At 71.2% G+C, this 19,347-nt stretch carries 19 protein-coding genes; 14 read left to right on the plus strand and 5 right to left on the minus strand.

From position 1 onward, the window contains the following. Window positions 1–79: 79 nt before the first annotated feature. The 4 genes from ACJ512_RS13195 to ACJ512_RS13210 form a co-directional block, all read right to left on the minus strand. Window positions 80–1,801 (minus strand): transposase, encoded by a 1,722-nt coding sequence (locus ACJ512_RS13195; RefSeq protein ID WP_461479751.1) that lies wholly within the window; start codon window positions 1,799–1,801, stop codon window positions 80–82. A gap of 101 nt (window positions 1,802–1,902) precedes the next feature. Beyond that, entirely contained in the window at window positions 1,903–2,652 is a 750-nt protein-coding gene (locus tag ACJ512_RS13200) for an ABC transporter permease (protein WP_407686490.1), read from the minus strand. 2 nt (window positions 2,653–2,654) lie between these two features. Continuing rightward, complete coding sequence (locus tag ACJ512_RS13205; RefSeq protein WP_407686486.1) at window positions 2,655–3,419, minus strand: ABC transporter ATP-binding protein; 765 nt, start codon at window positions 3,417–3,419, stop codon at window positions 2,655–2,657. Between the two features lie 51 nt (window positions 3,420–3,470). Continuing rightward, entirely contained in the window at window positions 3,471–4,742 is a 1,272-nt protein-coding gene (locus tag ACJ512_RS13210) for an ammonium transporter (RefSeq protein WP_407686485.1), read from the minus strand. 82 nt (window positions 4,743–4,824) lie between these two features. On the opposite strand from ACJ512_RS13210, the gene ACJ512_RS13215 reads away from it, so the two are divergent. The 14 genes from ACJ512_RS13215 to xerD all read left to right on the plus strand — a co-directional run bounded on the left by ACJ512_RS13215 (window position 4,825) and on the right by xerD (window position 18,474). Beyond that, on the plus strand, window positions 4,825–5,439 hold the full coding sequence (locus ACJ512_RS13215; protein WP_407686484.1) for a DNA-3-methyladenine glycosylase: 615 nt from the start codon (window positions 4,825–4,827) through the stop codon (window positions 5,437–5,439). Window positions 5,440–5,458: 19 nt separating this feature from the next. Then, a complete protein-coding gene (gene tyrS / locus ACJ512_RS13220; protein ID WP_407686489.1) occupies window positions 5,459–6,730 on the plus strand; it encodes a tyrosine--tRNA ligase in 1,272 nt (423 codons plus the stop codon). Window positions 6,731–6,829: 99 nt separating this feature from the next. Further along, a complete protein-coding gene (locus ACJ512_RS13225) occupies window positions 6,830–7,192 on the plus strand; it encodes a DUF732 domain-containing protein (protein WP_407686483.1) in 363 nt (120 codons plus the stop codon). 32 nt (window positions 7,193–7,224) lie between these two features. Further along, a complete protein-coding gene (locus ACJ512_RS13230; RefSeq protein ID WP_407686482.1) occupies window positions 7,225–8,025 on the plus strand; it encodes a tetratricopeptide repeat protein in 801 nt (266 codons plus the stop codon). Between the two features lie 2 nt (window positions 8,026–8,027). Continuing rightward, window positions 8,028–9,038, plus strand: coding sequence for an HAD-IIA family hydrolase (locus ACJ512_RS13235; protein ID WP_407686481.1), 1,011 nt, complete (start codon window positions 8,028–8,030; stop codon window positions 9,036–9,038). A 23-nt stretch (window positions 9,039–9,061) separates the two neighbouring features. Next, window positions 9,062–9,247, plus strand: coding sequence for a hypothetical protein (locus tag ACJ512_RS13240; protein WP_407686480.1), 186 nt, complete (start codon window positions 9,062–9,064; stop codon window positions 9,245–9,247). 4 nt (window positions 9,248–9,251) lie between these two features. Beyond that, window positions 9,252–10,058 (plus strand): TlyA family RNA methyltransferase, encoded by an 807-nt coding sequence (locus ACJ512_RS13245; protein ID WP_407686479.1) that lies wholly within the window; start codon window positions 9,252–9,254, stop codon window positions 10,056–10,058. Beyond that, window positions 10,055–10,978, plus strand: coding sequence for an NAD kinase (locus tag ACJ512_RS13250; RefSeq protein ID WP_407686478.1), 924 nt, complete (start codon window positions 10,055–10,057; stop codon window positions 10,976–10,978). The genes ACJ512_RS13245 and ACJ512_RS13250 overlap by 4 nt, the downstream gene beginning before the upstream one ends. Window positions 10,979–10,984: 6 nt before the next feature. After that, window positions 10,985–12,730: a DNA repair protein RecN gene (gene recN / locus ACJ512_RS13255; protein WP_407686477.1), complete on the plus strand. Its 1,746-nt coding sequence runs from the start codon at window positions 10,985–10,987 to the stop codon at window positions 12,728–12,730. 183 nt (window positions 12,731–12,913) lie between these two features. Next, the gene (steA, locus tag ACJ512_RS13260; RefSeq protein WP_407686476.1) at window positions 12,914–14,095 is read left to right on the plus strand and encodes a putative cytokinetic ring protein SteA; all 1,182 of its coding nucleotides are present in this window, start codon (window positions 12,914–12,916) and stop codon (window positions 14,093–14,095) included. Further along, window positions 14,096–15,040, plus strand: coding sequence for a copper transporter (locus ACJ512_RS13265; RefSeq protein WP_407686475.1), 945 nt, complete (start codon window positions 14,096–14,098; stop codon window positions 15,038–15,040). Between the two features lie 131 nt (window positions 15,041–15,171). Then, complete coding sequence (locus ACJ512_RS13270; RefSeq protein WP_407686474.1) at window positions 15,172–16,920, plus strand: CTP synthase; 1,749 nt, start codon at window positions 15,172–15,174, stop codon at window positions 16,918–16,920. After that, window positions 16,913–17,533 carry an NUDIX domain-containing protein gene (locus tag ACJ512_RS13275; protein ID WP_407686473.1) on the plus strand — a complete coding sequence of 207 codons (621 nt, stop codon included), beginning with the start codon at window positions 16,913–16,915 and terminating at the stop codon, window positions 17,531–17,533. The genes ACJ512_RS13270 and ACJ512_RS13275 overlap by 8 nt, the downstream gene beginning before the upstream one ends. After that, entirely contained in the window at window positions 17,533–18,474 is a 942-nt protein-coding gene (gene xerD, locus ACJ512_RS13280; protein WP_407686472.1) for a site-specific tyrosine recombinase XerD, read from the plus strand. The genes ACJ512_RS13275 and xerD overlap by 1 nt, the downstream gene beginning before the upstream one ends. Window positions 18,475–18,476: 2 nt before the next feature. On the opposite strand, the gene ACJ512_RS13285 is transcribed toward xerD, so the two are convergent. Further along, window positions 18,477–19,229, minus strand: a complete 753-nt coding sequence (locus ACJ512_RS13285; RefSeq protein WP_407686471.1) for an O-methyltransferase — start codon at window positions 19,227–19,229, stop codon at window positions 18,477–18,479. Between the last annotated feature and the right edge of the window lie 118 nt (window positions 19,230–19,347).

A 19,347-nucleotide genomic window follows, 5' to 3' on the forward strand; every position in this document is an offset into this window, starting at 1 on the left:
GGTTGTCGGGATTGGCGATTCCGTTGCTTGGCTGGTCTACAGGCGGTCCTGGTGGGCCGGTTGGCATCGCCGACCGGCCTCAGGTCGTGGCGGCGGCCCAGTTTGCGCCTTCCCGGTGTAATCCGAGCACACCCAGGCGTGCGAGGTTGATCGCGGCGGCCAGCAGGGAGAAATCGGCGGCGACCTTGGTGGTGCCGCGCACGCGCGCACGGCGGCCGCCGTGGCGGCGGCGCATCAGGTGGCCGATCTTGCGTTCCACTTTCGGCCGGGTGGCCTTGTAGTCGGCGACCCAGCCCGGATCTGCTTGGGTGGTGCGAGCACGGGTGAGTTCGGCCTCGTAGCGGCTGATCGCGATGGTGCGCCCGGCGGTTGAGCTGGTGCACTGCTCGGCCAGTGGGCAGCAGGCGCAAGCCGGGCCGAACACCGCGTTGCCGCCGCCGCCCTTGGCCGGGCGGATCGGCACGGTCACCGCGCCCGGGCAGGTGACCGTGCCGACGTCGAGGTCGATGACGAAGCGGTCCTTGGCGTAGCGGCCACCCGGCGCGGTCGGTGGCTGCACCTTGGTGAAGATTTCCGCGCCCGCGGTTTCCAACACGGCCAGCAGTTTGCCCGCACCGTAGGCGGCGTCGCCGTAAACCGCCGGGCATCGCTGGTCTTGGGCTCCGCACACGCTGGGGGCGCTCCCGTCGCCATCACCATCACCGACCGCGCCGGCCGCGGTCGTCGTGCCAGCACTTGCACCGAGGCTCGAGTCGTCCTGAGGATCAACGCAATCTCCGTCGGCGGTGTTGGTGTCGCTGGTCACCGGAGTGGGTAGGTCGCCGGCCAGCAGGTCGGTGGCGGGTTGGGCGTCGCCGGCGTTGCCGGCGGTGACTTCGGTGGCGGTGATGATCTCGGCGTCGGGGTCGATCGCGATGTGACCCTTGTATCCGTCGAAACCCCGCGCGGAGGTCTTGTGGCCGTGGCGTGCCTGCGGGTCCACCGTGGAGATCACCCGATCGGCGGCCACACGGCGCGCGATGCGGAATATCCCGTCGGCGGCGTCTTGGTCGAGGTCCTGGCCGACCACGGTGGCCAACAGTTTGGCCGCCTTGTCCACCTCGGGCTTCAGCGCCTGCTCATCCAGGCAGGCCAGCAGCGCAGACGCGTCGCGGGCCAGCGCGTCCACCAGCGCCTCGCGCGCCGCCACGTCGTCGTAGTCACACACCGGTTTGCCGGCGCTGACGTAGTCGTCGTCGCGGGACAGCCGCGCCCGCAGCGCGGGTTGCAGCTCCGCGCCGGCGACCGCCAGCAGTCCCCGGATCGCCGAGCGGATCAATGTGACCGTGTCCATGGTGGCCACCGCGTCATACAGCGGGGTCGAGTCCAGCACCCGCTTACGGCCCACCAGCCCGGCCGCCTTGGCCGCTTGCAGGGTGACCTCAAAGATCCGGTCCGGGCGATCCGAGCGGGCCAGCCTCGCGCGCATGTCCACCAACACGGTGTGCACAAACCCCGGATAATCGAAGTCCAGCCCGCCCGCGGCATACTTCCACCGCGCGTCGAACGCGAACCGATCCACCGCCTCCCGATCCGAAAGCCCCTCGATGCGCTGCAACACCATCACCACCGCCACAATCATCGGCGGCACGCTGCGCCGGCCGACATCGGTGAACAAGTCGGCGAACATTTCATCGCCGAACAAGTTGAAGCACTCCCGGTGCAGCACGCTGTAAATCGAGTCCGGCGCCACCCGGCCCTCGCAGAAATCCACCGTCGACCGCCACAAATCCGCCTGTTTCGGCGTCAAACCCAAACTCACCCAACCATTCTCGCCGACCGCACCCGATTACCCGGTCAACGCCACGCGAAAAACACCAGCCACCTAGGCCCCTCCGTGGCGACCCGCGGCGCGCCGGCACGCTACGACGTCCGCCGCCGCAGCGTCGCCGCCGCCAGACCCAGCGCCGCCACCGCGTAGCCCAGCACGACGACGATGTCGCGCAGCGCGACACCGGTCAGCCCGGGATGCGCATCCACCTGCTGAAGGGCCTCCAGGGCGTAGCTGGCCGGCAGCACGTCGGCCACCCACTGCAACCAGTGCGCCATCAACGCCCGGGGGACGATGATGCCGGCCAGCAGCAGCTGCGGCACGATCACCAGCGGGATGAACTGCACGGCCTGGAATTCGGTGCGCGCGAACGCACTACACAGCAGGCCCAGCCCGACTCCCAGCACGGCGTTGACGATCGAGATCGCGAACACCCACACGGGGCTGCCCGCGGTCTGGAAGCCGAGCAGCCAGAACGCCACGACGCAGGCGAGGGTGGCCTGCGCTGCCGCTGCGATCGAGAAGGCGGTCCCGTAGGCGGCGAGCAGATCGAGCCGGCGCAGCGGGGTGGTCAGGATGCGTTCGAGGGTCCCGGAACCACGCTCTCGCTGCATGGTGATCGCGGTGATGATGAACATCACGAAGAACGGGAACAGCCCGAGCAGGATCAGGCAGGCGGTGTTGAACGGCGAAGGCGTGCCAGGCCGGTGCGGCACGTTTTCGAACATGTAGTACATCAGCGTGATGACCAGGATCGGCACCACCAGAATCAGCGCGACGCTGCGGCGGTCGGCGGCCAGCTGGCGCAGGATCCGGGCGGTCGTGGCCGCGTAGTTCCGCAGCGTCAGCCGGCTGCGGGCATGGTGGTGTGCCGGATGATGGACAGGAACGCTTCCTCCAGCGACGTACATCCGGTCTCCTTTCGCAGGCGGTCCGGCGTGGTGTGGGCCAGCAGCCGGCCCTCGCGCATCAGCAGCAGGTCGCCGCAGCGGTCGGCCTCGTCCATCACGTGGCTGGACACCAGCAGCGTGGTGCCGCGCCGCGCCAGCGCGTCGAACTGGCCCCACAGCTCCACGCGCAGCACCGGGTCCAGCCCGATCGTCGGCTCGTCGAGCACCAGCAGGTCGGGCCGGCCGACCAGCGCGCAGGCCAGCGACACCCGGGTGCGCTGCCCGCCGGAGAGGTTGGCGCAGCGGGTGGCGCGGTGGGTGCGCAGGTCCACCGCCTCGACGATCTCGTCGGCGGCCTGCCGGTCGGCCCCGCAGAGGCCGGCGAAGTAACGGACGTTGTCGATCACCCGCAGGTCGCCGTAGATCGTCGGATCCTGCGGCATGTAGCCGACCCGGTGCCGCAGCCACCGGGTGCCGGCGGGGTGGCCGAGGACCGTCACCGAGCCCCCGGTGACGATCTGCGTGCCGACGATGCAGCGCATCAGCGTGGTCTTGCCGGATCCGGACGGGCCGAGCAGCCCGGTGATCGTGCCGCGCGCTATGCGCACCGAAAGATCTTGCACGGCAGGCATCTTGCCGCGGACCACGTGCAGGTGCTCGATAGTGACGGCCGGTTCCGCGCCGTCGCGCAATAATTCATCACGCGATGAACTCATCACCCGATGAATATCCGCCGAGGGTGCGGGGATGTCAAGGGTGGCGAAGCGGGCTCAGCTTCCCGGCAACCCGGGGCGGCGCAACGGCAGGTGCCCGTGCACGCCCTCGGCGTAGGCGGTTTCGGCGTGCTGGGTGAGATCGACACCGGTGGTCTCGTCCTCCGCGCTGAGCCGGAAGCCCAGCACGCGATCGATCAACTTGGCCAGCACGAACGACACGACGAACGCATAGACCGCGACCACCACGATCGCCAGCGACTGCTTGCCCAGCTGGGCGAAGCCGCCCCCGTAGAACAGGCCCCGCGGGCCCGACGTCATGACCGCCGTGGCGAGCAACCCGATCAGCGACACGCCGACGACACCGCCGACGAAGTGCACCCCGACCACGTCGAGCGAATCGTCGTAGGAGAAGCGGAATTTGGCGCCCACCGCGAAGGAGCACACGAAACCGGCCAGGAGCCCGACGACCGCCGCGCCGAGCGTGTCGACGGTCCCGCACGACGGCGTGATGGCCACCAGGCCCGCGACCACCCCGGACGCCGCACCGAACGTCGTGGGCCTGCCGTCCCGGAACTGTTCGACCGAGAGCCAGCCGAGCATGCCCAGGCAGCCGGCGACGAGCGTGTTGAGGAAGATGGCCGCGGCGGTCCCGTTGGCGGCCAGCGCCGACCCGGCGTTGAAGCCGAACCAGCCGAACCAGAGCAGCCCGACGCCGAGCATGACCAGGGGCAGGTTGTGCGGCCGCATGGCGTCCTTCTTGAAGCCGATGCGGGGCCCCAGCGCCAGCGCCAGGGCCAGGGCGGAGGAACCCGAGACGATCTCGACGACGAGACCGCCCGCGTAGTCGAGCACCCCCAGCTTGGCCAGCCAGCCGCCGGGTCCCCACACCCAGTGGGCGACAACCGAATACACCACGACCGTCCACACCGGGACGAACACCATCCACGCGGCGAACTTGGCGCGGTCGGCGATCGCGCCGCTGACCAGGGCCGCGGTGATGATCGCGAACGTCAACTGGAACGTGGCGAACAGCAACTCGGGCACCGCGCCGTGGGCGGTGCCGGGGGTGATGCCGAGCAGGCCGACGTGTCTGAGGTTGCCGACGAGCCCGCCCGCCGCGTCGTCGGAGAACGCGATCGTATAGCCGACCAGCAGCCATGCCACCGTGACCAGCGGTATGGCGATGAAGCTCATCATGATCATGTTGAGCACCCCGGTCGTGCGGACCATGCCGCCGTAGAAGATGGCCAGCCCCGGGGTCATCAGCAGGACCAGGGCGGTGCTGGCCAGGAGCCACGCCGTGGCGGCAGGGTCGATCGCTTGCATTGCTCTGGGCTCCTTCTTCCGCCCCTGACGTCCTCGCGACACCGGGATCCTGCCATGTTCGCGGTCCCGGTAGGTTCGACGGGTGGCTGCACGCCGGCTGTTGGTCGACCCGGTCGAGGCCGCGCACCGGCTGCTCGGCGCCACCCTCGTCTGCCGTGGCGTGCGCGCCACCGTCGTCGAGGTCGAGGCCTACGGGGGAGTTCCCGACGGCCCCTGGCCGGACGCCGCCGCCCACTCCTACCGCGGGCTCAGCGCCCGCAACGCCGTGATGTTCGGTCACCCCGGGCGGCTCTACACCTACCGCAGCCACGGGATCCACGTCTGCGCCAACGTCTCGTGCGGGCCCGACGGCACCGCGGCGGCGGTCCTGCTGCGGGCCGCCGCGATCGAGGACGGCCTGCCCGTCGCCCGGTCCCGGCGGGGCGAGTCGGTGCGCGAGGCCGCGCTGGCGCGCGGCCCGGGCAATCTGTGTTCGGCGCTGGGAATCACCATGGCCGACAACGGGATCGACGTGTTCGACCCGGACGCCCCGGTGCACCTCACGCTCAACGGGCAGCCGGACGCCGCGGTCGCGGGACCGCGCGTGGGGATCAGCCAGGCCGCCGACCGGCCGTGGCGCCTGTGGCTCGCCGACCGGCCGGAGGTGTCGGCCTACCGCCGCAGCCCCCGGGCGCCGGCGCCGGGCGCCAGCGACTAGCCCGAGGCGCACTGGAAAAATCGACGCCATGATCCTCGACGAGCTGGGTTGGCGCGGGCTGATCGCGCAGTCCACCGACCTCGATGCGCTGGCCGCCGAAGCGGAGCGCGGCCCGATGACGGTGTACGCGGGCTTCGACCCGACCGCGCCCAGCCTGCACGCCGGGCACCTGGTGCCGCTGCTGGCGCTGCGCCGGTTCCAGCGGGCGGGTCACCGGCCGATCGTGCTGGCCGGCGGCGCCACCGGCATGATCGGCGACCCGCGCGAGATCGGCGAGCGCACCCTCAACGAGGCCGACACCGTCGCGCAGTGGACCGAGCGCATCGGTGGCCAGCTGGAGCGCTTCGTCGACTTCGACACGTCGCCCACCGGCGCGATCGTCGTCAACAACCTGGACTGGACGAGCCGACTGTCGGCGATCGAGTTCCTGCGCGACCTCGGCAAGCACTTCTCGGTCAACGTGATGCTGGATCGCGACACCGTCCGGCGGCGCCTGGAGGGCGAGGGCATCTCCTACACCGAGTTCAGCTACATGCTGTTGCAGGCCAACGACTACGTCGAGTTGCATTGCCGGTACGGCTGCGCGCTGCAGATCGGCGGCTCCGACCAGTGGGGCAACATCATCGCCGGGGTGAGACTGGTCCGCCAGAAGCTGGGCGCGTCCGTGCACGCGCTGACGGTCCCCCTGGTGACCGCGGCCGACGGCACCAAGTTCGGCAAGTCCACCGGCGGCGGCAGCCTGTGGCTGGACCCGGAGATGACCTCTCCCTACGCGTGGTACCAGTACTTCTTCAACACCGCCGACGCCGACGTGATCCGCTACCTGCGCTGGTTCACCTTCCTGACCGCCGACGAGCTGGCCGAGCTGGAACAGGCCACCGCCGAACGCCCCCAGCAACGCGCCGCCCAACGGCGGCTGGCCCGCGAGCTGACCGTGCTGGTGCACGGCGAGGCGGCCACCGAGGCCGTCGAACACGCCAGCCGCGCGCTGTTCGGGCAGGGTGAACTCGAGCGCCTGGACGAGGCGACGCTGGCGGCGGCCTTGCGTGAGACGTCGGTGGCCGAGCTCGAGCCCGGCGGCCCCGACGGCATCGTCGACCTGTTGGTGGCCAGCGGCCTGTCCGAGAGCCGGAAGGCCGCCCGCCGCACGATCGGCGAGGGCGGCGTCTCGGTCAACAACACGCGGATCGAGACCGAGGAGTGGGCGCCGCAGAGCTCCGATTTCCTGCACGGCCGCTGGCTGGTGCTGCGCCGCGGCAAACGCAACGTCGCCGGGGTGCAGAAGATCTAGAACGCGGCCGGAACGATCCGCGACCGCAAAACGCGTCAGTGCGCAAACCTTTACCTCACCGTGCCACGGCTGTGATCCCCGTTGGCCAGTGTTGTCACGATGACTTGGGCGACGCATGCGCAACTGACCCTGGTGCGGTTCCTGGGGTTGACCACGGCGCTGGTCGCCCTGGCCGGAGCGGTGGCGGCGCCCATCCGCGCGGACATGCTCGGTAACGCCTTCCTGTCGGCCCTGACCAACGCCGGCATCACCTACTCCCAGCCCGCCACCACGCTGGCGCTGGGGCAGTCGGTGTGCCCGTCGCTGTTCTCCCCGGGCGGGTCGTTCGACTCCGTCGTGGACAGGATGGCCGCCAACACCGGCATGCCCTACGTCGTCGCGGGCAAGTTCGCGATCGTCGCGGTCGCGACGTACTGCCCGGCGATGATGGCGCCGCTGCTACCCAACCGCCTGCAGTCCTAGCCGGGTCCGGGCGGCCCCGTATCCTCAGCAGCGTGGTCGACGACAGGCAGAAACCCGGCAGGGAGCGCCGTGCGCGCCCGGCGTCGGGGGGCTGGTCGGGGCCCGGCCGGGCCCGCACCGCCCCGCCGAAGAACGGCGACGGCCGCAGCTCCCACGGCGAGCGCGCGCCGCACGACGCGCCCGCCATCCCGTCCGACGTGGACGCCCGGCAGCTGGACCCCGCGATCCGCCGCGAGCTGAGCACCCTGGACCGCGCCACCGCCGACGCGGTGGCGCGCCACCTGGTCGCCGCCGGCGCGCTGCTCGACGAGGACCCCGAAGCGGCGCTCGGTCACGCGCGCGCGGCCCGGGCCCGCTCCAGCAGGATCGCCGCGGTCCGCGAGGCCGTCGGCATCGCCGCCTATCACTGCGGTGACTGGGCCCGGGCGCTGTCGGAGCTGCGCGCCGCGCGCCGGATGGGCAGCAAATCGTCGTTGCTGGCGCTGATGGCCGATTGCGAACGCGGGCTGGGCCGCCCGGAGCGGGCGATCGAGCTGGCCCGCGGACCGGAGGCCGCCGCGCTGAGCGGCGACGACGCCGACGAGTTGCGCATCGTCGCCGCCGGCGCGCGCGCCGATCTCGGCCAGCTCGAGCAGGCGCTGACCGTCCTGTCCACACCGCAGCTGGATCCGGGCCGCAAAGGCCCGACGGCGGCGCGGTTGTTCTACGCCTACGCCGACACGCTGCTCGCGCTGGGGCGCAGGGACGAGGCGCTGCAATGGTTCCTGCGTTCCGCGGGTGCGGACGTCGAAGGCGTCACCGACGCCGAGGACCGGGTCGGCGAGCTCGCCTGAGCATGACGACCCTCGCGCAGGAATACGACTGCCTGCTCATCGATCTGGACGGGACGGCGTTCCGCGGCCGCAGCCCCACCGAGGGCGCGGTTCAGGCGCTGGCCGAGGTGCGCAGCCGCACGTTCTTCGTCACCAACAACGCCTCCCGCAGCGCCGAGGAGGTCGCGGCCCATCTGGCCGACCTCGGCTTCACCGCCACCCCCGGCGACGTGGCCACCAGCGCCCAGAGCGCCGCGCGGCTGCTGGCCGACCAGCTGCCGCCGGGCTCCCCGGTGCTGATCGTGGGCACCGACGCGCTGGCCGGCGAGGTCGCCGCGGTCGGGCTGCGCCCGGTGCGCCGCTACGACGATCACCCGTTCGCCGTCGTGCAGGGACTGTCCATGACCGTCGGCTGGCCGGAACTGGCCGAGGCCGCCCAGGCGATCCGGGCCGGCGCGTTGTGGGTGGCGGCCAACGTCGATCCCACGCTGCCCACCGAACGGGGGCTGCTGCCCGGCAACGGGTCCATCGTCGCGGCGCTGCGGACGGCCACCGGCGCCGACCCGCAGGTCGCCGGCAAACCGGCGCCGCGGCTGTTGACCGACGCCGCGGCCCGGGGTGACTTTCGCGCGCCGCTGGTGGTCGGGGACCGGCTGGACACCGACATCGAGGGCGCCAACGCCGCCGGGTTGCCCAGCCTGATGGTGCTCTGCGGGGTCAACACCGCGCGGGACGCGGTCTTCGCCGAACCCGTCCACCGGCCCACCTACATCGGCCACGACCTGCGCTCGCTGCACCGCAGCGGCGAGGAGCTGGCGGTGGGCCCGCAACCCGGCTGGCGCGTGGAGGTCACCGACGCGGCGGTGACCGTGAGCGCCGACGGCGGCGGCGACGCCGACCGGGACGGGCTGGCGGTCGTGCGCGCGGTCGCCGGCGCGGTGTGGAGCGCTCCGGCCGCCGCGGCGCGGATCCGGGCCGGCGACGACCGGGCCCGCGACGCCCTGCAGCGCTGGTCGTTGCTGCACTCCGAGTGATGGATGACTAGCGTAGGGACGCGATGGATATCGACCCTGACCAGATCCGCGCCGAAATCGACACCCTGCTCGCCCGGCTGCCCGACCCCGGGGCGTCCGAGACCGCCGAGGGCGGGCCCTCGCTCGCCGAGCTGGAAGACATAGCCCGCCGCCTTTCCGAGGCGCACGACGTGCTGCTGGCCGCGCTGGAGTCGGCGGAGAAGGGCTAGTGCGGTGGCGCGACGTGCCCGCGTTGACGCCGAACTGGTTCGGCGCGGCCTCGCCCGGTCGCGTCAGCAGGCCGCGGAGTTGATCGGCGCCGGGAAGGTCAGCATCGACGGGCTGCCCGCGCGCAAGCCGGGTACCGCCGTCGCCGTCACCGCCAGGCTGACCGTCGCCGACGGCGAACGCGGTTGGGTGTCCCGCGGGGCGCACAAGCTCATCGGCGCGCTCGACGCGTTCGACATCTCCGTGGCGGGCCGCCGCTGCCTGGACGCCGGGGCGTCGACGGGCGGGTTCACCGAGGTGCTGTTGGACCGCGGGGCCGCCGAGGTGGTCGCCGCCGACGTGGGATACGGGCAGCTGGCCTGGTCGCTGCGCAGCGATCCGCGGGTGGTCGTCGTCGAGCGGACCAACGTCCGCGACCTGACACCGGATGCGATCGGCGGTCCGGTCGACGTGGTGGTGGCCGACCTGTCGTTCATCTCGCTGGCCACCGTGTTGCCCGCGCTGGTTCGGTGCGCGCGGGGCGGCGCGGATATCGTTCCCATGGTGAAGCCGCAGTTTGAGGTGGGGAAGGGCCTGGTGGGTGCCGGCGGGGTGGTGCAGGATCCCGGTTTGCGCGCCGACTCGGTGCTGGCCGTGGCGCGGCGGGCCGGGGAGCTGGGATGGCACACGGTCGGCGTCGCCGCCAGCCCGCTACCGGGCCCCTCGGGCAACGTCGAATACTTTCTGTGGCTGCGCGCCGAGACCGAGCGCGCGCTGACCGGGGACGAGTTGGGGGACGCGGTGCGCCGCGCCGTGACGGAGGGCCCGCGATGACGTCCGAACGGACCGTCCTGCTCGTCGTGCACACCGGCCGCGAGGAGGCCACCGAGACCGCGCGGCGGATAGTAAAAGTCTTGGCCGACAACGGTATCAGGCTGCGCTTGCTCTCCACCGAGGCCGTCGACAGGGGATCGCTGCACCTGGCGCCCGGCGAGATGCGGGCGATGGGCGTCGACATCGAGGTGGTCGAGGCCGACCCGCATGCGGCCGAGGGTTGCGAGCTGGTGCTGGTGCTCGGGGGTGACGGCACCTTCCTGCGGGCGGCCGAGCTGGCGAAAAACGCCGGGGTTCCGGTGCTGGGGGTCAACCTGGGCAGGATCGGATTCCTGGCCGAAGCGGAGGCCGAGGCCATCGATCGCGTGCTGGACCGCGTCGTCACCCGCAACTATCGGGTGGAGGAACGCCTGACCCTCGACGTCGTCGTGGCTCACGGCGGCCGGGTCATCCGGCGGGAGTGGGCGCTAAACGAGATGAGCCTGGAACGCGGTCCGCGGCTGGGTGTGCTCGGGGTGGTCGTCGAGATCGAGGGACGCCCGGTGTCGGCTTTCGGCTGCGACGGGGTGCTGGTGTCGACGCCGACCGGGTCGACCGCCTACGCGTTCTCCGCCGGCGGCCCGGTGCTGTGGCCGGATCTCGAGGCGATCCTGGTGGTGCCCAACAACGCTCACGCGTTGTTCGCCCGGCCCATGGTCATCAGTCCCGATGCCACCGTCGCCATCGAGATCGAAGGGGACGGTCACGACGCCCTGGTGTTCTGCGACGGGCGCCGCGAGATGCCGGTGCCCGCCGGCAGCAGGCTCGAGGTCGCGCGCTGCGGCACCCCGGTGAAGTGGGCGCGCCTGGACAGCGCGCCGTTCACCGACCGGCTGGTGCGCAAGTTCCGGTTGCCGGTGACCGGGTGGCGCGGAAAGTAACCGCGGGTGCTCACCGAGATTCGGATCGAGTCGCTGGGCGCCATCAGCGTGGCGACCGCCGAGTTCGGCCGCGGCCTCACGGTGCTCACCGGCGAGACCGGCACCGGCAAGACGATGGTGGTCACCGGCCTGCACCTGCTGGGCGGTGCCCGCGCCGACCCGACCCGGGTGCGGTCCGGGGCCGACCGCGCCGTCGTCGAAGGCCGTTTCACCACAACCGATCTCGATGACGCGGTGAGCGCGCGCCTGGACGGGATGCTGGACGCGTCGGGGTCGGAGCGCGACGAGGACGGCAGCGTCATCGCGCTGCGCTCGGTCAGCCGGGAGGGGCCCTCGCGGGCCTACCTGGGCGGTCGCAGCGTGCCGGCCAAGTCGCTGAGCGGTTTCACCGCCGAGCTGTTGACCCTGCACGGGCAGAACGACCAGCTGCGCCTGATGCGCCCCGAGGAGCAGCGCGCCGCGCTGGACCGCTTCGCGGGCACCGCCCCCGCGTGCGAGCGCTACCGCAAGCTGCGCGACGCCTGGCTGTCTGCGCGCCGCGACCTGGCCGACCGGCGCGACCGGGCCCGCGAACTCGCGCAGGAGGCCGACCGGCTGAGGTTCGCGCTCACCGAGATCGACGCCGTCGACCCGAAACCCGGCGAGGACGACGCGCTGGTCGCCGACATCGTGCGGCTCTCCGAACTGGACACGCTGCGCGAGGCCGCGGCCGGTGCGCGTGCGGCGCTGGCCGGGGCGACCGACGATGCCGAGGGCGCCGGCGCCACCGACTGGCTGGGGCGGGCGAGGACGGCCCTGGAGTCGGTCGACGACGCGACGCTGCGGGCGCTGGCCGGGCAGGTCGGCGACGCCCTGACGCTGGTCGCCGAGGCGGCCCGCGAGCTCGGCGGCTTCCTGGACGAGCTGCCCGTCGACGCCAGTGCGCTGGAATCCAAGCTCGCCCGCCAGGCCGAGCTGCGCACGTTGACCCGCAAGTACGCCGCCGACATCGACGGCGTGCTGCGCTGGGCGCGCGACGCCCGGGAGCGGCTCGCCCAGCTCGACACCTCGCCGGAGGGCCTGGCGGGCCTGTCGGCCCGGGTCGACGAGCTGGCAGCCGAACTATCCGCGGCTGCAGCCGATCTCGGCAAGGGTCGGCGCAAGGCGGCCAAGCGGCTGGCCAAGGAGGTGACCGCGGAGCTGTCCGGCCTGGCGATGGGCGACGCGGAGTTCACCATCGACGTCGGCATCGAGGCGGCGGACCCGGACGACGCCGCGGGCCTCGCGCTGCCCTCCGGGGAACTGGCCAGGGCGGGCGCCGACGGCGTCGACACCGTCGAGTTCGGCTTCGCGGCGCACCGGGGCATGACGGTGCTGCCGCTGGCCAAGAGCGCCTCCGGCGGCGAACTGTCCCGGGTGATGCTGGCGCTGGAGGTGGTGCTGGCGGCTTCCGCATCGGGCCTGACGATGGTGTTCGACGAGGTCGACGCCGGCGTCGGCGGGCGCGCCGCGGTGCAGATCGGGCGGCGGCTGGCCCGGCTGGCGCGCACCCACCAGGTCATCGTGGTGACGCACCTGCCGCAGGTCGCCGCGCACGCGGACGTGCACCTGGTGGTGCACAGCGCCCGGGGCGCGAGTTCGGTGCGGGGCGTCACCGGCGACGAGCGGGTCGCCGAGCTGGCGCGGATGCTGGCCGGCCTGGGGGAATCCGACAGCGGCCGCGCCCACGCCCGCGAGCTGCTCGACGCCGCCCAGCGCGACACCCACCCGTAGCCGCGAGCGTGCGTGTCTGTACAGCGACACGCCGCAAACCGCGTACAACTGCGCACCCTCGCGCGACGGCCTCGACGCCGACTTGTCACCAGCCTGTGACAGGTGTGGCTCTAGATAACTTATGATGCTGGTGTTACGGCGCGCCTCCCCGCCGGGGCGGCGCATCGCCGACAGAATCGGCCCATGAAGATGTCAGGGCTGCTCTCGCGTAACACGTCCCGGCCGGGCCTGACCGGCACCGCCCGGGTGGACCGGAACATCGACCGCCTGCTGCGTCGGGTCTGTCCCGGCGACATCGTGGTGCTCGACATCCTGGACCTGGACCGCATCACCGCCGACGCGCTGGTGGAAGCCGACATCGCCGCGGTCGTCAACGCGTCGCCCTCGGTGTCGGGACGCTACCCGAACATGGGCCCGGAGGTACTGGTCAACAACGGGGTCACCCTGATCGACGACACCGGCCCGGAGATCTTCAAGAAGGTCAAGGACGGCGCCAAGATCCGCCTGCACGAGGGCGGGGTGTACGCGGGGGAGCGCCGGCTGGTCCGCGGGACCGAGCGCACCGAGCACGACATCGCCGACCTGATGCGGGAGGCCAAGAGCGGCCTGGCCGCCCACCTGGAGGCGTTCGCGGGCAACACCATCGAGTTCATCAAGAGCGAGAGCCCGCTGCTGATCGACGGTATCGGCATCCCCGACGTCGACGTCGACCTGCGCCGCCGGCACGTCGTGATCGTCGCCGACGAGCCCAGCGCCGAAGACGACCTGCGCTCGCTCAAGCCGTTCATCAAGGAGTACCAACCGGTGCTCATCGGTGTCGGTTGCGGCGCGGATGTGTTGCGCAAGGCCGGATATCGCCCGCAACTCATCGTCGGCGACCCCGACCACATCAGCACCGAGGCCCTCAAGTGCGGCGCCCAGGTCGTGCTGCCCGCCGATGCCGACGGGCACGCGCCCGGCCTGGCACGGATCCAGGATCTCGGGGTGGGGGCGATGACGTTCCCGGCGGCCGGCTCGGCCGTCGACCTGGCGCTGCTGCTGGCCGACCACCACGGTGCCGCGCTGCTGGTGACGGCCGGCCACACCGCCAACATCGAGACCTTCTTCGACCGCACGCGCGCGCAGAGCAACCCGTCGACCTTCCTGACCAGGCTGCGGGTGGGGGAGAAGGTGGTGGACGCCAAAGCCGTTGCCACCCTGTACCGCCACAACATCTCCGGCGGCGCCATCGCGCTGTTGGCGCTGACGATGCTGATCGCCGTCGTCGTCGCGCTGTGGGTCTCGCGCACCGACGCCTTGGTGCTGCACTGGATCACCGACTACTGGAACCACCTGACCCTCATGGTGCAGAAGTGGATGACCTAGATGATCTCGTTACGCCAACACGCGCTCTCGCTGGCCGCGGTCTTCCTGGCCCTGGCCGTCGGGGTGGTGCTGGGGTCCGGCTTCTTGTCGGACACCCTGCTGTCCAGCCTGCGCGCCGAGAAGCGTGATCTGTACACACAGATCAGCGGGCTCAACGAACAGAAGAATGCGCTGAACCAAAAGCTCAGCGCGGCAAACACTTTCGACGACCAACTGGCCGGGCGCATCGTGCACGACGCGCTGGGCGGCAAGTCGGTGATGGTGTTCCGCACCCCGGACGCCAAAGACGACGACGTGGCGGCCGTCGCGAAGTTCGTCGGCCAGGCCGGCGGCGCGGTCACCGGGACGGTGTCGCTGACCCAGGAGTTCGTCGACGCCAACTCCGCCGAGAAGCTGCGTACGGTGGTCAATTCGTCGGTCCTGCCCGCGGGCCAGCAACTCAGCACCAAGCTCGTCGACCAGGGCTCGCAGGCCGGCGACCTGATGGGCATCGCGCTGTTGATCAACGCCAACCCCGACGCGCCCGCCGTCGGCGACCCCGAGCGCGACACGGTGCTCGCGGCGCTGCGGGACACCGGATTCATCACCTACCAGCCGGCCGATCACCTGGGGGCGGCCAACGCCGCGCTCGTGGTGACCGGCGGCGCGCTGCCGCAGGACGCCGGCAACCAGGGGGTCAGCGTGGCGCGGTTCTCCGCGGCGCTGGCGCCGCACGGTTCGGGCACGCTGCTCGCCGGGCGCGACGGGTCGGCCACGGGCGGCGCCGCGGTTGCGGTGACCCGCGCCGACTCCGGCATGTCGTCGGTGGTCAGCACCGTCGACGACGTCGACACCGCGCCCGGCCGGCTCACCGCGATCCTGGGCCTGCACGACCTGATCAACGGCGGCCACGTCGGGCAGTACGGCATCGGCCACGGGGCGACCTCGGTCACCGTCCCGCAGTAAACGGCTCGCGTCGGGCGTGTTCGCGGCACCGGGGCGTGCCTGGTGTTAGGGTGGGATTCCGTGGGTCGGCAGGCCCATCTGGCTGAAGCTAGAAAAACTCAAGCCCTGCCCGTCTTCACGGAGGTCGCCTGTTGCGTAAGCATCCGCAAACCGCTACGAAGCACCTCTTCGTCAGCGGTGGCGTCGTTTCCTCGCTCGGCAAGGGCCTGACCGCCAGCAGCCTGGGCCAGCTCCTCACCGCCCGCGGCCTGCATGTGACGATGCAGAAGCTCGACCCGTACCTCAACGTCGACCCGGGCACGATGAACCCGTTCCAGCATGGCGAGGTCTTCGTCACCGAGGACGGCGCTGAAACCGACCTCGACGTCGGTCACTACGAGCGCTTCCTGGACCGGGACCTGTCCGGGTCGGCGAATGTCACTACGGGGCAGGTCTATTCGACCGTGATCGCCAAGGAACGGCGGGGTGAATACCTCGGCGACACCGTCCAGGTGATCCCGCACATCACCGACGAGATCAAGCGGCGCATCCTGGCGATGGCCGAACCCGACGCCGACGGCCACCGTCCCGACGTCGTGATCACCGAGATCGGCGGCACGGTGGGCGACATCGAGTCGCTGCCCTTCCTGGAGGCCGTCCGGCAGGTCCGCCACGACCTCGGGCGGGAGAACGTGTTCTTCCTGCACGTGTCCCTGGTGCCCTACCTGGCCCCGTCGGGGGAGCTGAAGACCAAGCCGACCCAGCACTCGGTGGCCGCGCTGCGCAGCATCGGTATCACCCCCGACGCGCTGATCCTGCGCTGCGACCGCGACGTCCCGGAGTCGCTGAAGAACAAGATTGCGCTGATGTGCGACGTCGACATCGACGGGGTGATCTCCACCCCCGACGCGCCGTCGATCTACGACATCCCCAAGGTGTTGCACCGCGAGGAACTCGACGCGTTCGTGGTGCGCCGACTCCATCTGCCGTTCCGCGATGTCGACTGGACCGAGTGGGACGATCTGCTGCGCAGGGTCCACGAGCCGCACGACACCGTGCGAATCGCACTGGTGGGCAAGTACGTCGAACTTTCCGACGCGTACCTGTCGGTGACCGAGGCGCTGCGCGCCGGCGGGTTCAAGCACCACGCGAAGGTCGAGATGCACTGGGTGGCGTCCGACGAGTGCGAGACCGCCGCCGACGCCGCGCACGCGCTGGCCGACGTGGACGGGGTGCTGGTCCCCGGCGGATTCGGCATCCGCGGCATCGAGGGCAAGATCGGGGCGATCCGGCATGCCCGCACTCGCGGCCTGCCGCTGCTCGGGCTGTGTCTGGGCCTGCAGTGCATCGTGATCGAAGCCGCGCGCTCGGTCGGTATCGCCGAGGCCAACTCCGCCGAATTCGAGCCGGGCACACCGGATCCCGTGATCTCGACGATGGCCGACCAGCTCGACATCGTCGCCGGCGAGGCGGACCTGGGCGGCACCATGCGCCTCGGTGCGTATCCGGCCGTGCTGGAACCGGGTTCGATCGTGGCCGAGGCCTACGGCACCACGCAGGTGTCCGAACGGCACCGGCATCGCTACGAGGTCAACAACGCCTACCGCGACCGGATCGCCCAGAGCGGTCTGCGGTTCTCGGGCACCTCGCCCGACGGCCACCTGGTGGAGTTCGTCGAGTATCCGCCGGAGGTGCACCCGTTCTTCGTCGGCACCCAGGCCCACCCCGAACTGAAGAGCCGGCCGACCCGGCCGCATCCGCTGTTCGCGGCGTTCGTCGGCGCGGCCATCGACTACAAGGCGGGTGAACTGCTGCCGATGGACATCTCCGAGCACTCACCCAACGGCAATCACCAAGACAGCGGCGAGCGGTCGCTACCCGAGCCCGCGTCCCGTGGCTGAACACGTCTTCGAGACAACGTCGTCCGAAACCCTCTACACCGGAAAGATTTTCGCGCTGCGACGCGACCAGGTGCGGATGCCCGGCGACAAGGTCGTCACCAGGGAGGTCGTCGAACACTTCGGCGCGGTGGCCGTTGTGGCGCTGGACGACGACGGCAACGTCGCGTTGGTCTACCAGTACCGGCACGCGTTGGGCCGCCGCCTGTGGGAGCTGCCCGCCGGATTGCTCGACGTCGACGGGGAGGCGCCGCACCTGACAGCGGCCCGGGAACTGCAGGAGGAAGCCGGACTGCGGGCCGACACGTGGCGCGTGCTCGTGGACCTCGATTCCACTCCCGGCTTCAGCGACGAATCCGTGCGCGTCTACCTCGCCACCACCTTGAGCGAGGTGGACCGGCCCGAGGCGCATCACGAAGAAGCCGACATGCAGTTGGAGTGGTTCCCCCTCGCCGACGCCGTCCGCAAGGTGTTCGGCGGCGAAATCGTCAATGCCATTGCCGTGGCGGGACTCTTGGCCGCCCACACCGTGTCCGGCGGGTTCGCGGAGCCGCGTCCGGTCGACAGCCCCTGGACCGACAGGCCGACGGCGTTCACCGCCCGAAGGAACCCCTGATGGCGACGGTGGCGCTGGAGTCGCAACTGCAGGGCTACCTCGACCACCTGACGATCGAGCGGGGTGTTTCGGCGAACACGCTCAGCTCCTATCGCCGCGACCTGCGGCGCTATTCGAAACACCTGGCGGACCGGGGGATTCACGACCTGGCGAAGGTGGGCGAGAACGACGTCAGCGACTTCCTGGTGGCGTTGCGCCGCGGCGACCCCGAGGCCGGGACCGCCGCGCTGTCGGCGGTGTCGGCGGCCCGGGCACTGATCGCCGTGCGCGGCCTGCACCGGTTCGCCGCCGCCGAAGGGCTGGCAGAACTGAACGTGGCGCAGGCGGTGCGGCCGCCGACACCGTCGCGCCGGCTGCCCAAGAGCCTGACGGTCGACGAGGTGCTGGCGCTGTTGGAGGGCGCCGGCGGCGACAGCCCCGCCGACGGCCCCCTGACGCTGCGCAACCGCGCGCTGCTGGAGTTGTTGTACTCCACCGGGTCGCGCATCTCCGAAGCGGTCGGGCTGGACGTCGACGACATCGACACCGAGGCCCGGTCGGTGCTGCTGCAGGGCAAGGGCGGCAAGCAGCGGTTGGTGCCGGTGGGGCGTCCGGCCGTGGCGGCGCTGGAGGCCTACCTGGTACGAGGGCGCCCGGAACTGGTGCGACGGGGCCGCGGCACCCCGGCGATCTTCCTCAACGTGCGCGGCGGGCGGCTGTCCCGGCAGAGCGCGTGGCAGGTGCTGCAGGACGCCGCCGAACGGGCGGGCATCACCTCCGGGGTGTCGCCGCACATGCTGCGGCATTCGTTTGCCACCCATCTGCTGGAGGGCGGCGCCGACGTGCGGGTCGTGCAGGAGCTGCTCGGTCATGCCTCGGTCACGACGACGCAGATCTACACGTTGGTGACCGTGCACGCCCTGCGCGAGGTGTGGGCCGGGGCGCACCCCCGCGCGCAGTAGCCCTAGCCCAGGTATTCGGACTCCAGCACCAGGTCGGCCATCAGTGTCTGGTATTCGGCATGCGCCTTGTGCTCGGCGGTGTTCCACCGCGTGCCCTGCTGCTCACGCATGTAGTGGCGGAACTTCGGCGCGCCCGGCAGCTTGACGTTGTCGGCGACCACGATGGCGCCCGGGTGCAGCCAGCCCCGATCCAGGATGCTTTTCAGGTCGTCGAGGTAGGCGTCCTTGTCGTGGTCGAGGAACACGAAATCGAGGGCGCCCGACGCGAACCCGTGCTCGTTCGCCAGCGCGTCCAGGGTGCGCCCGCCGTCACCGATGGTGCCGACGACACACGTCACCCGGTCAGCGACACCGGCGTGTTCCCAGATCCGGCGGGCATTGGCGGCGTTGGCCTCGGCCAGTTCGACGGAGTACACCCTGGCGTTGGGGGCGGCCCCGGCGATCCGCAGCGCACCGTAACCGCAGTAGGTGCCCAACTCGAGCGCCAGGGCGGGATTGGCGCGCCGCACGGCGGCGTCGAGGATCAGCCCCTTCTCGTCGCCGACATTGATCAGGATCGATTTCTCGTAGGCGAACTTGTCGATGGTGGCCAGCACGTCGTCGATGTCGCCGGGCCGGGCGTGCTGCAGGACGTACTTCACCGCGGCCGCTTCGCGTCCGTCGCCGATCTGGCCCGTCGTGGTGATGTTGCGGACCCCGGCGGCCATCCGCCACACCGACCAGCGCAGCAGCGGCATCCGTTTCCTGAGATCCATGACCGCCACGATAGGCCGTCGGGCCGCGACCGGCGCCGCGGCGCGACCGCTCCGACGGTGCTGGTGTGACAGGTGTGAAGGCTGCGCACTCGAATGGGTGTCAACCTGCGTCATCCAC

It is taken from the genome of Mycobacterium cajalii (genome assembly GCF_045809005.2).
Lineage (GTDB): Bacteria > Actinomycetota > Actinomycetes > Mycobacteriales > Mycobacteriaceae > Mycobacterium.

Excerpts from the sequence above, each read along its gene's own strand:
- ACJ512_RS13210 (WP_407686485.1), bottom strand. The coding sequence starts at position 4,742 with ATGCAAGCGATCGACCCTGCCGCCACGGCGTGGCTCCTGGCCAGCACC.
- ACJ512_RS13225 (WP_407686483.1), top strand. The coding sequence starts at position 6,830 with ATGACTTGGGCGACGCATGCGCAACTGACCCTGGTGCGGTTCCTGGGG.
- ACJ512_RS13235 (WP_407686481.1), top strand. The coding sequence starts at position 8,028 with ATGACGACCCTCGCGCAGGAATACGACTGCCTGCTCATCGATCTGGAC.
- ACJ512_RS13240 (WP_407686480.1), top strand. The coding sequence starts at position 9,062 with ATGGATATCGACCCTGACCAGATCCGCGCCGAAATCGACACCCTGCTC.
- ACJ512_RS13250 (WP_407686478.1), top strand. The coding sequence starts at position 10,055 with ATGACGTCCGAACGGACCGTCCTGCTCGTCGTGCACACCGGCCGCGAG.
- steA (WP_407686476.1), top strand. The coding sequence starts at position 12,914 with ATGAAGATGTCAGGGCTGCTCTCGCGTAACACGTCCCGGCCGGGCCTG.
- ACJ512_RS13265 (WP_407686475.1), top strand. The coding sequence starts at position 14,096 with ATGATCTCGTTACGCCAACACGCGCTCTCGCTGGCCGCGGTCTTCCTG.
- xerD (WP_407686472.1), top strand. The coding sequence starts at position 17,533 with ATGGCGACGGTGGCGCTGGAGTCGCAACTGCAGGGCTACCTCGACCAC.
- ACJ512_RS13285 (WP_407686471.1), bottom strand. The coding sequence starts at position 19,229 with ATGGATCTCAGGAAACGGATGCCGCTGCTGCGCTGGTCGGTGTGGCGG.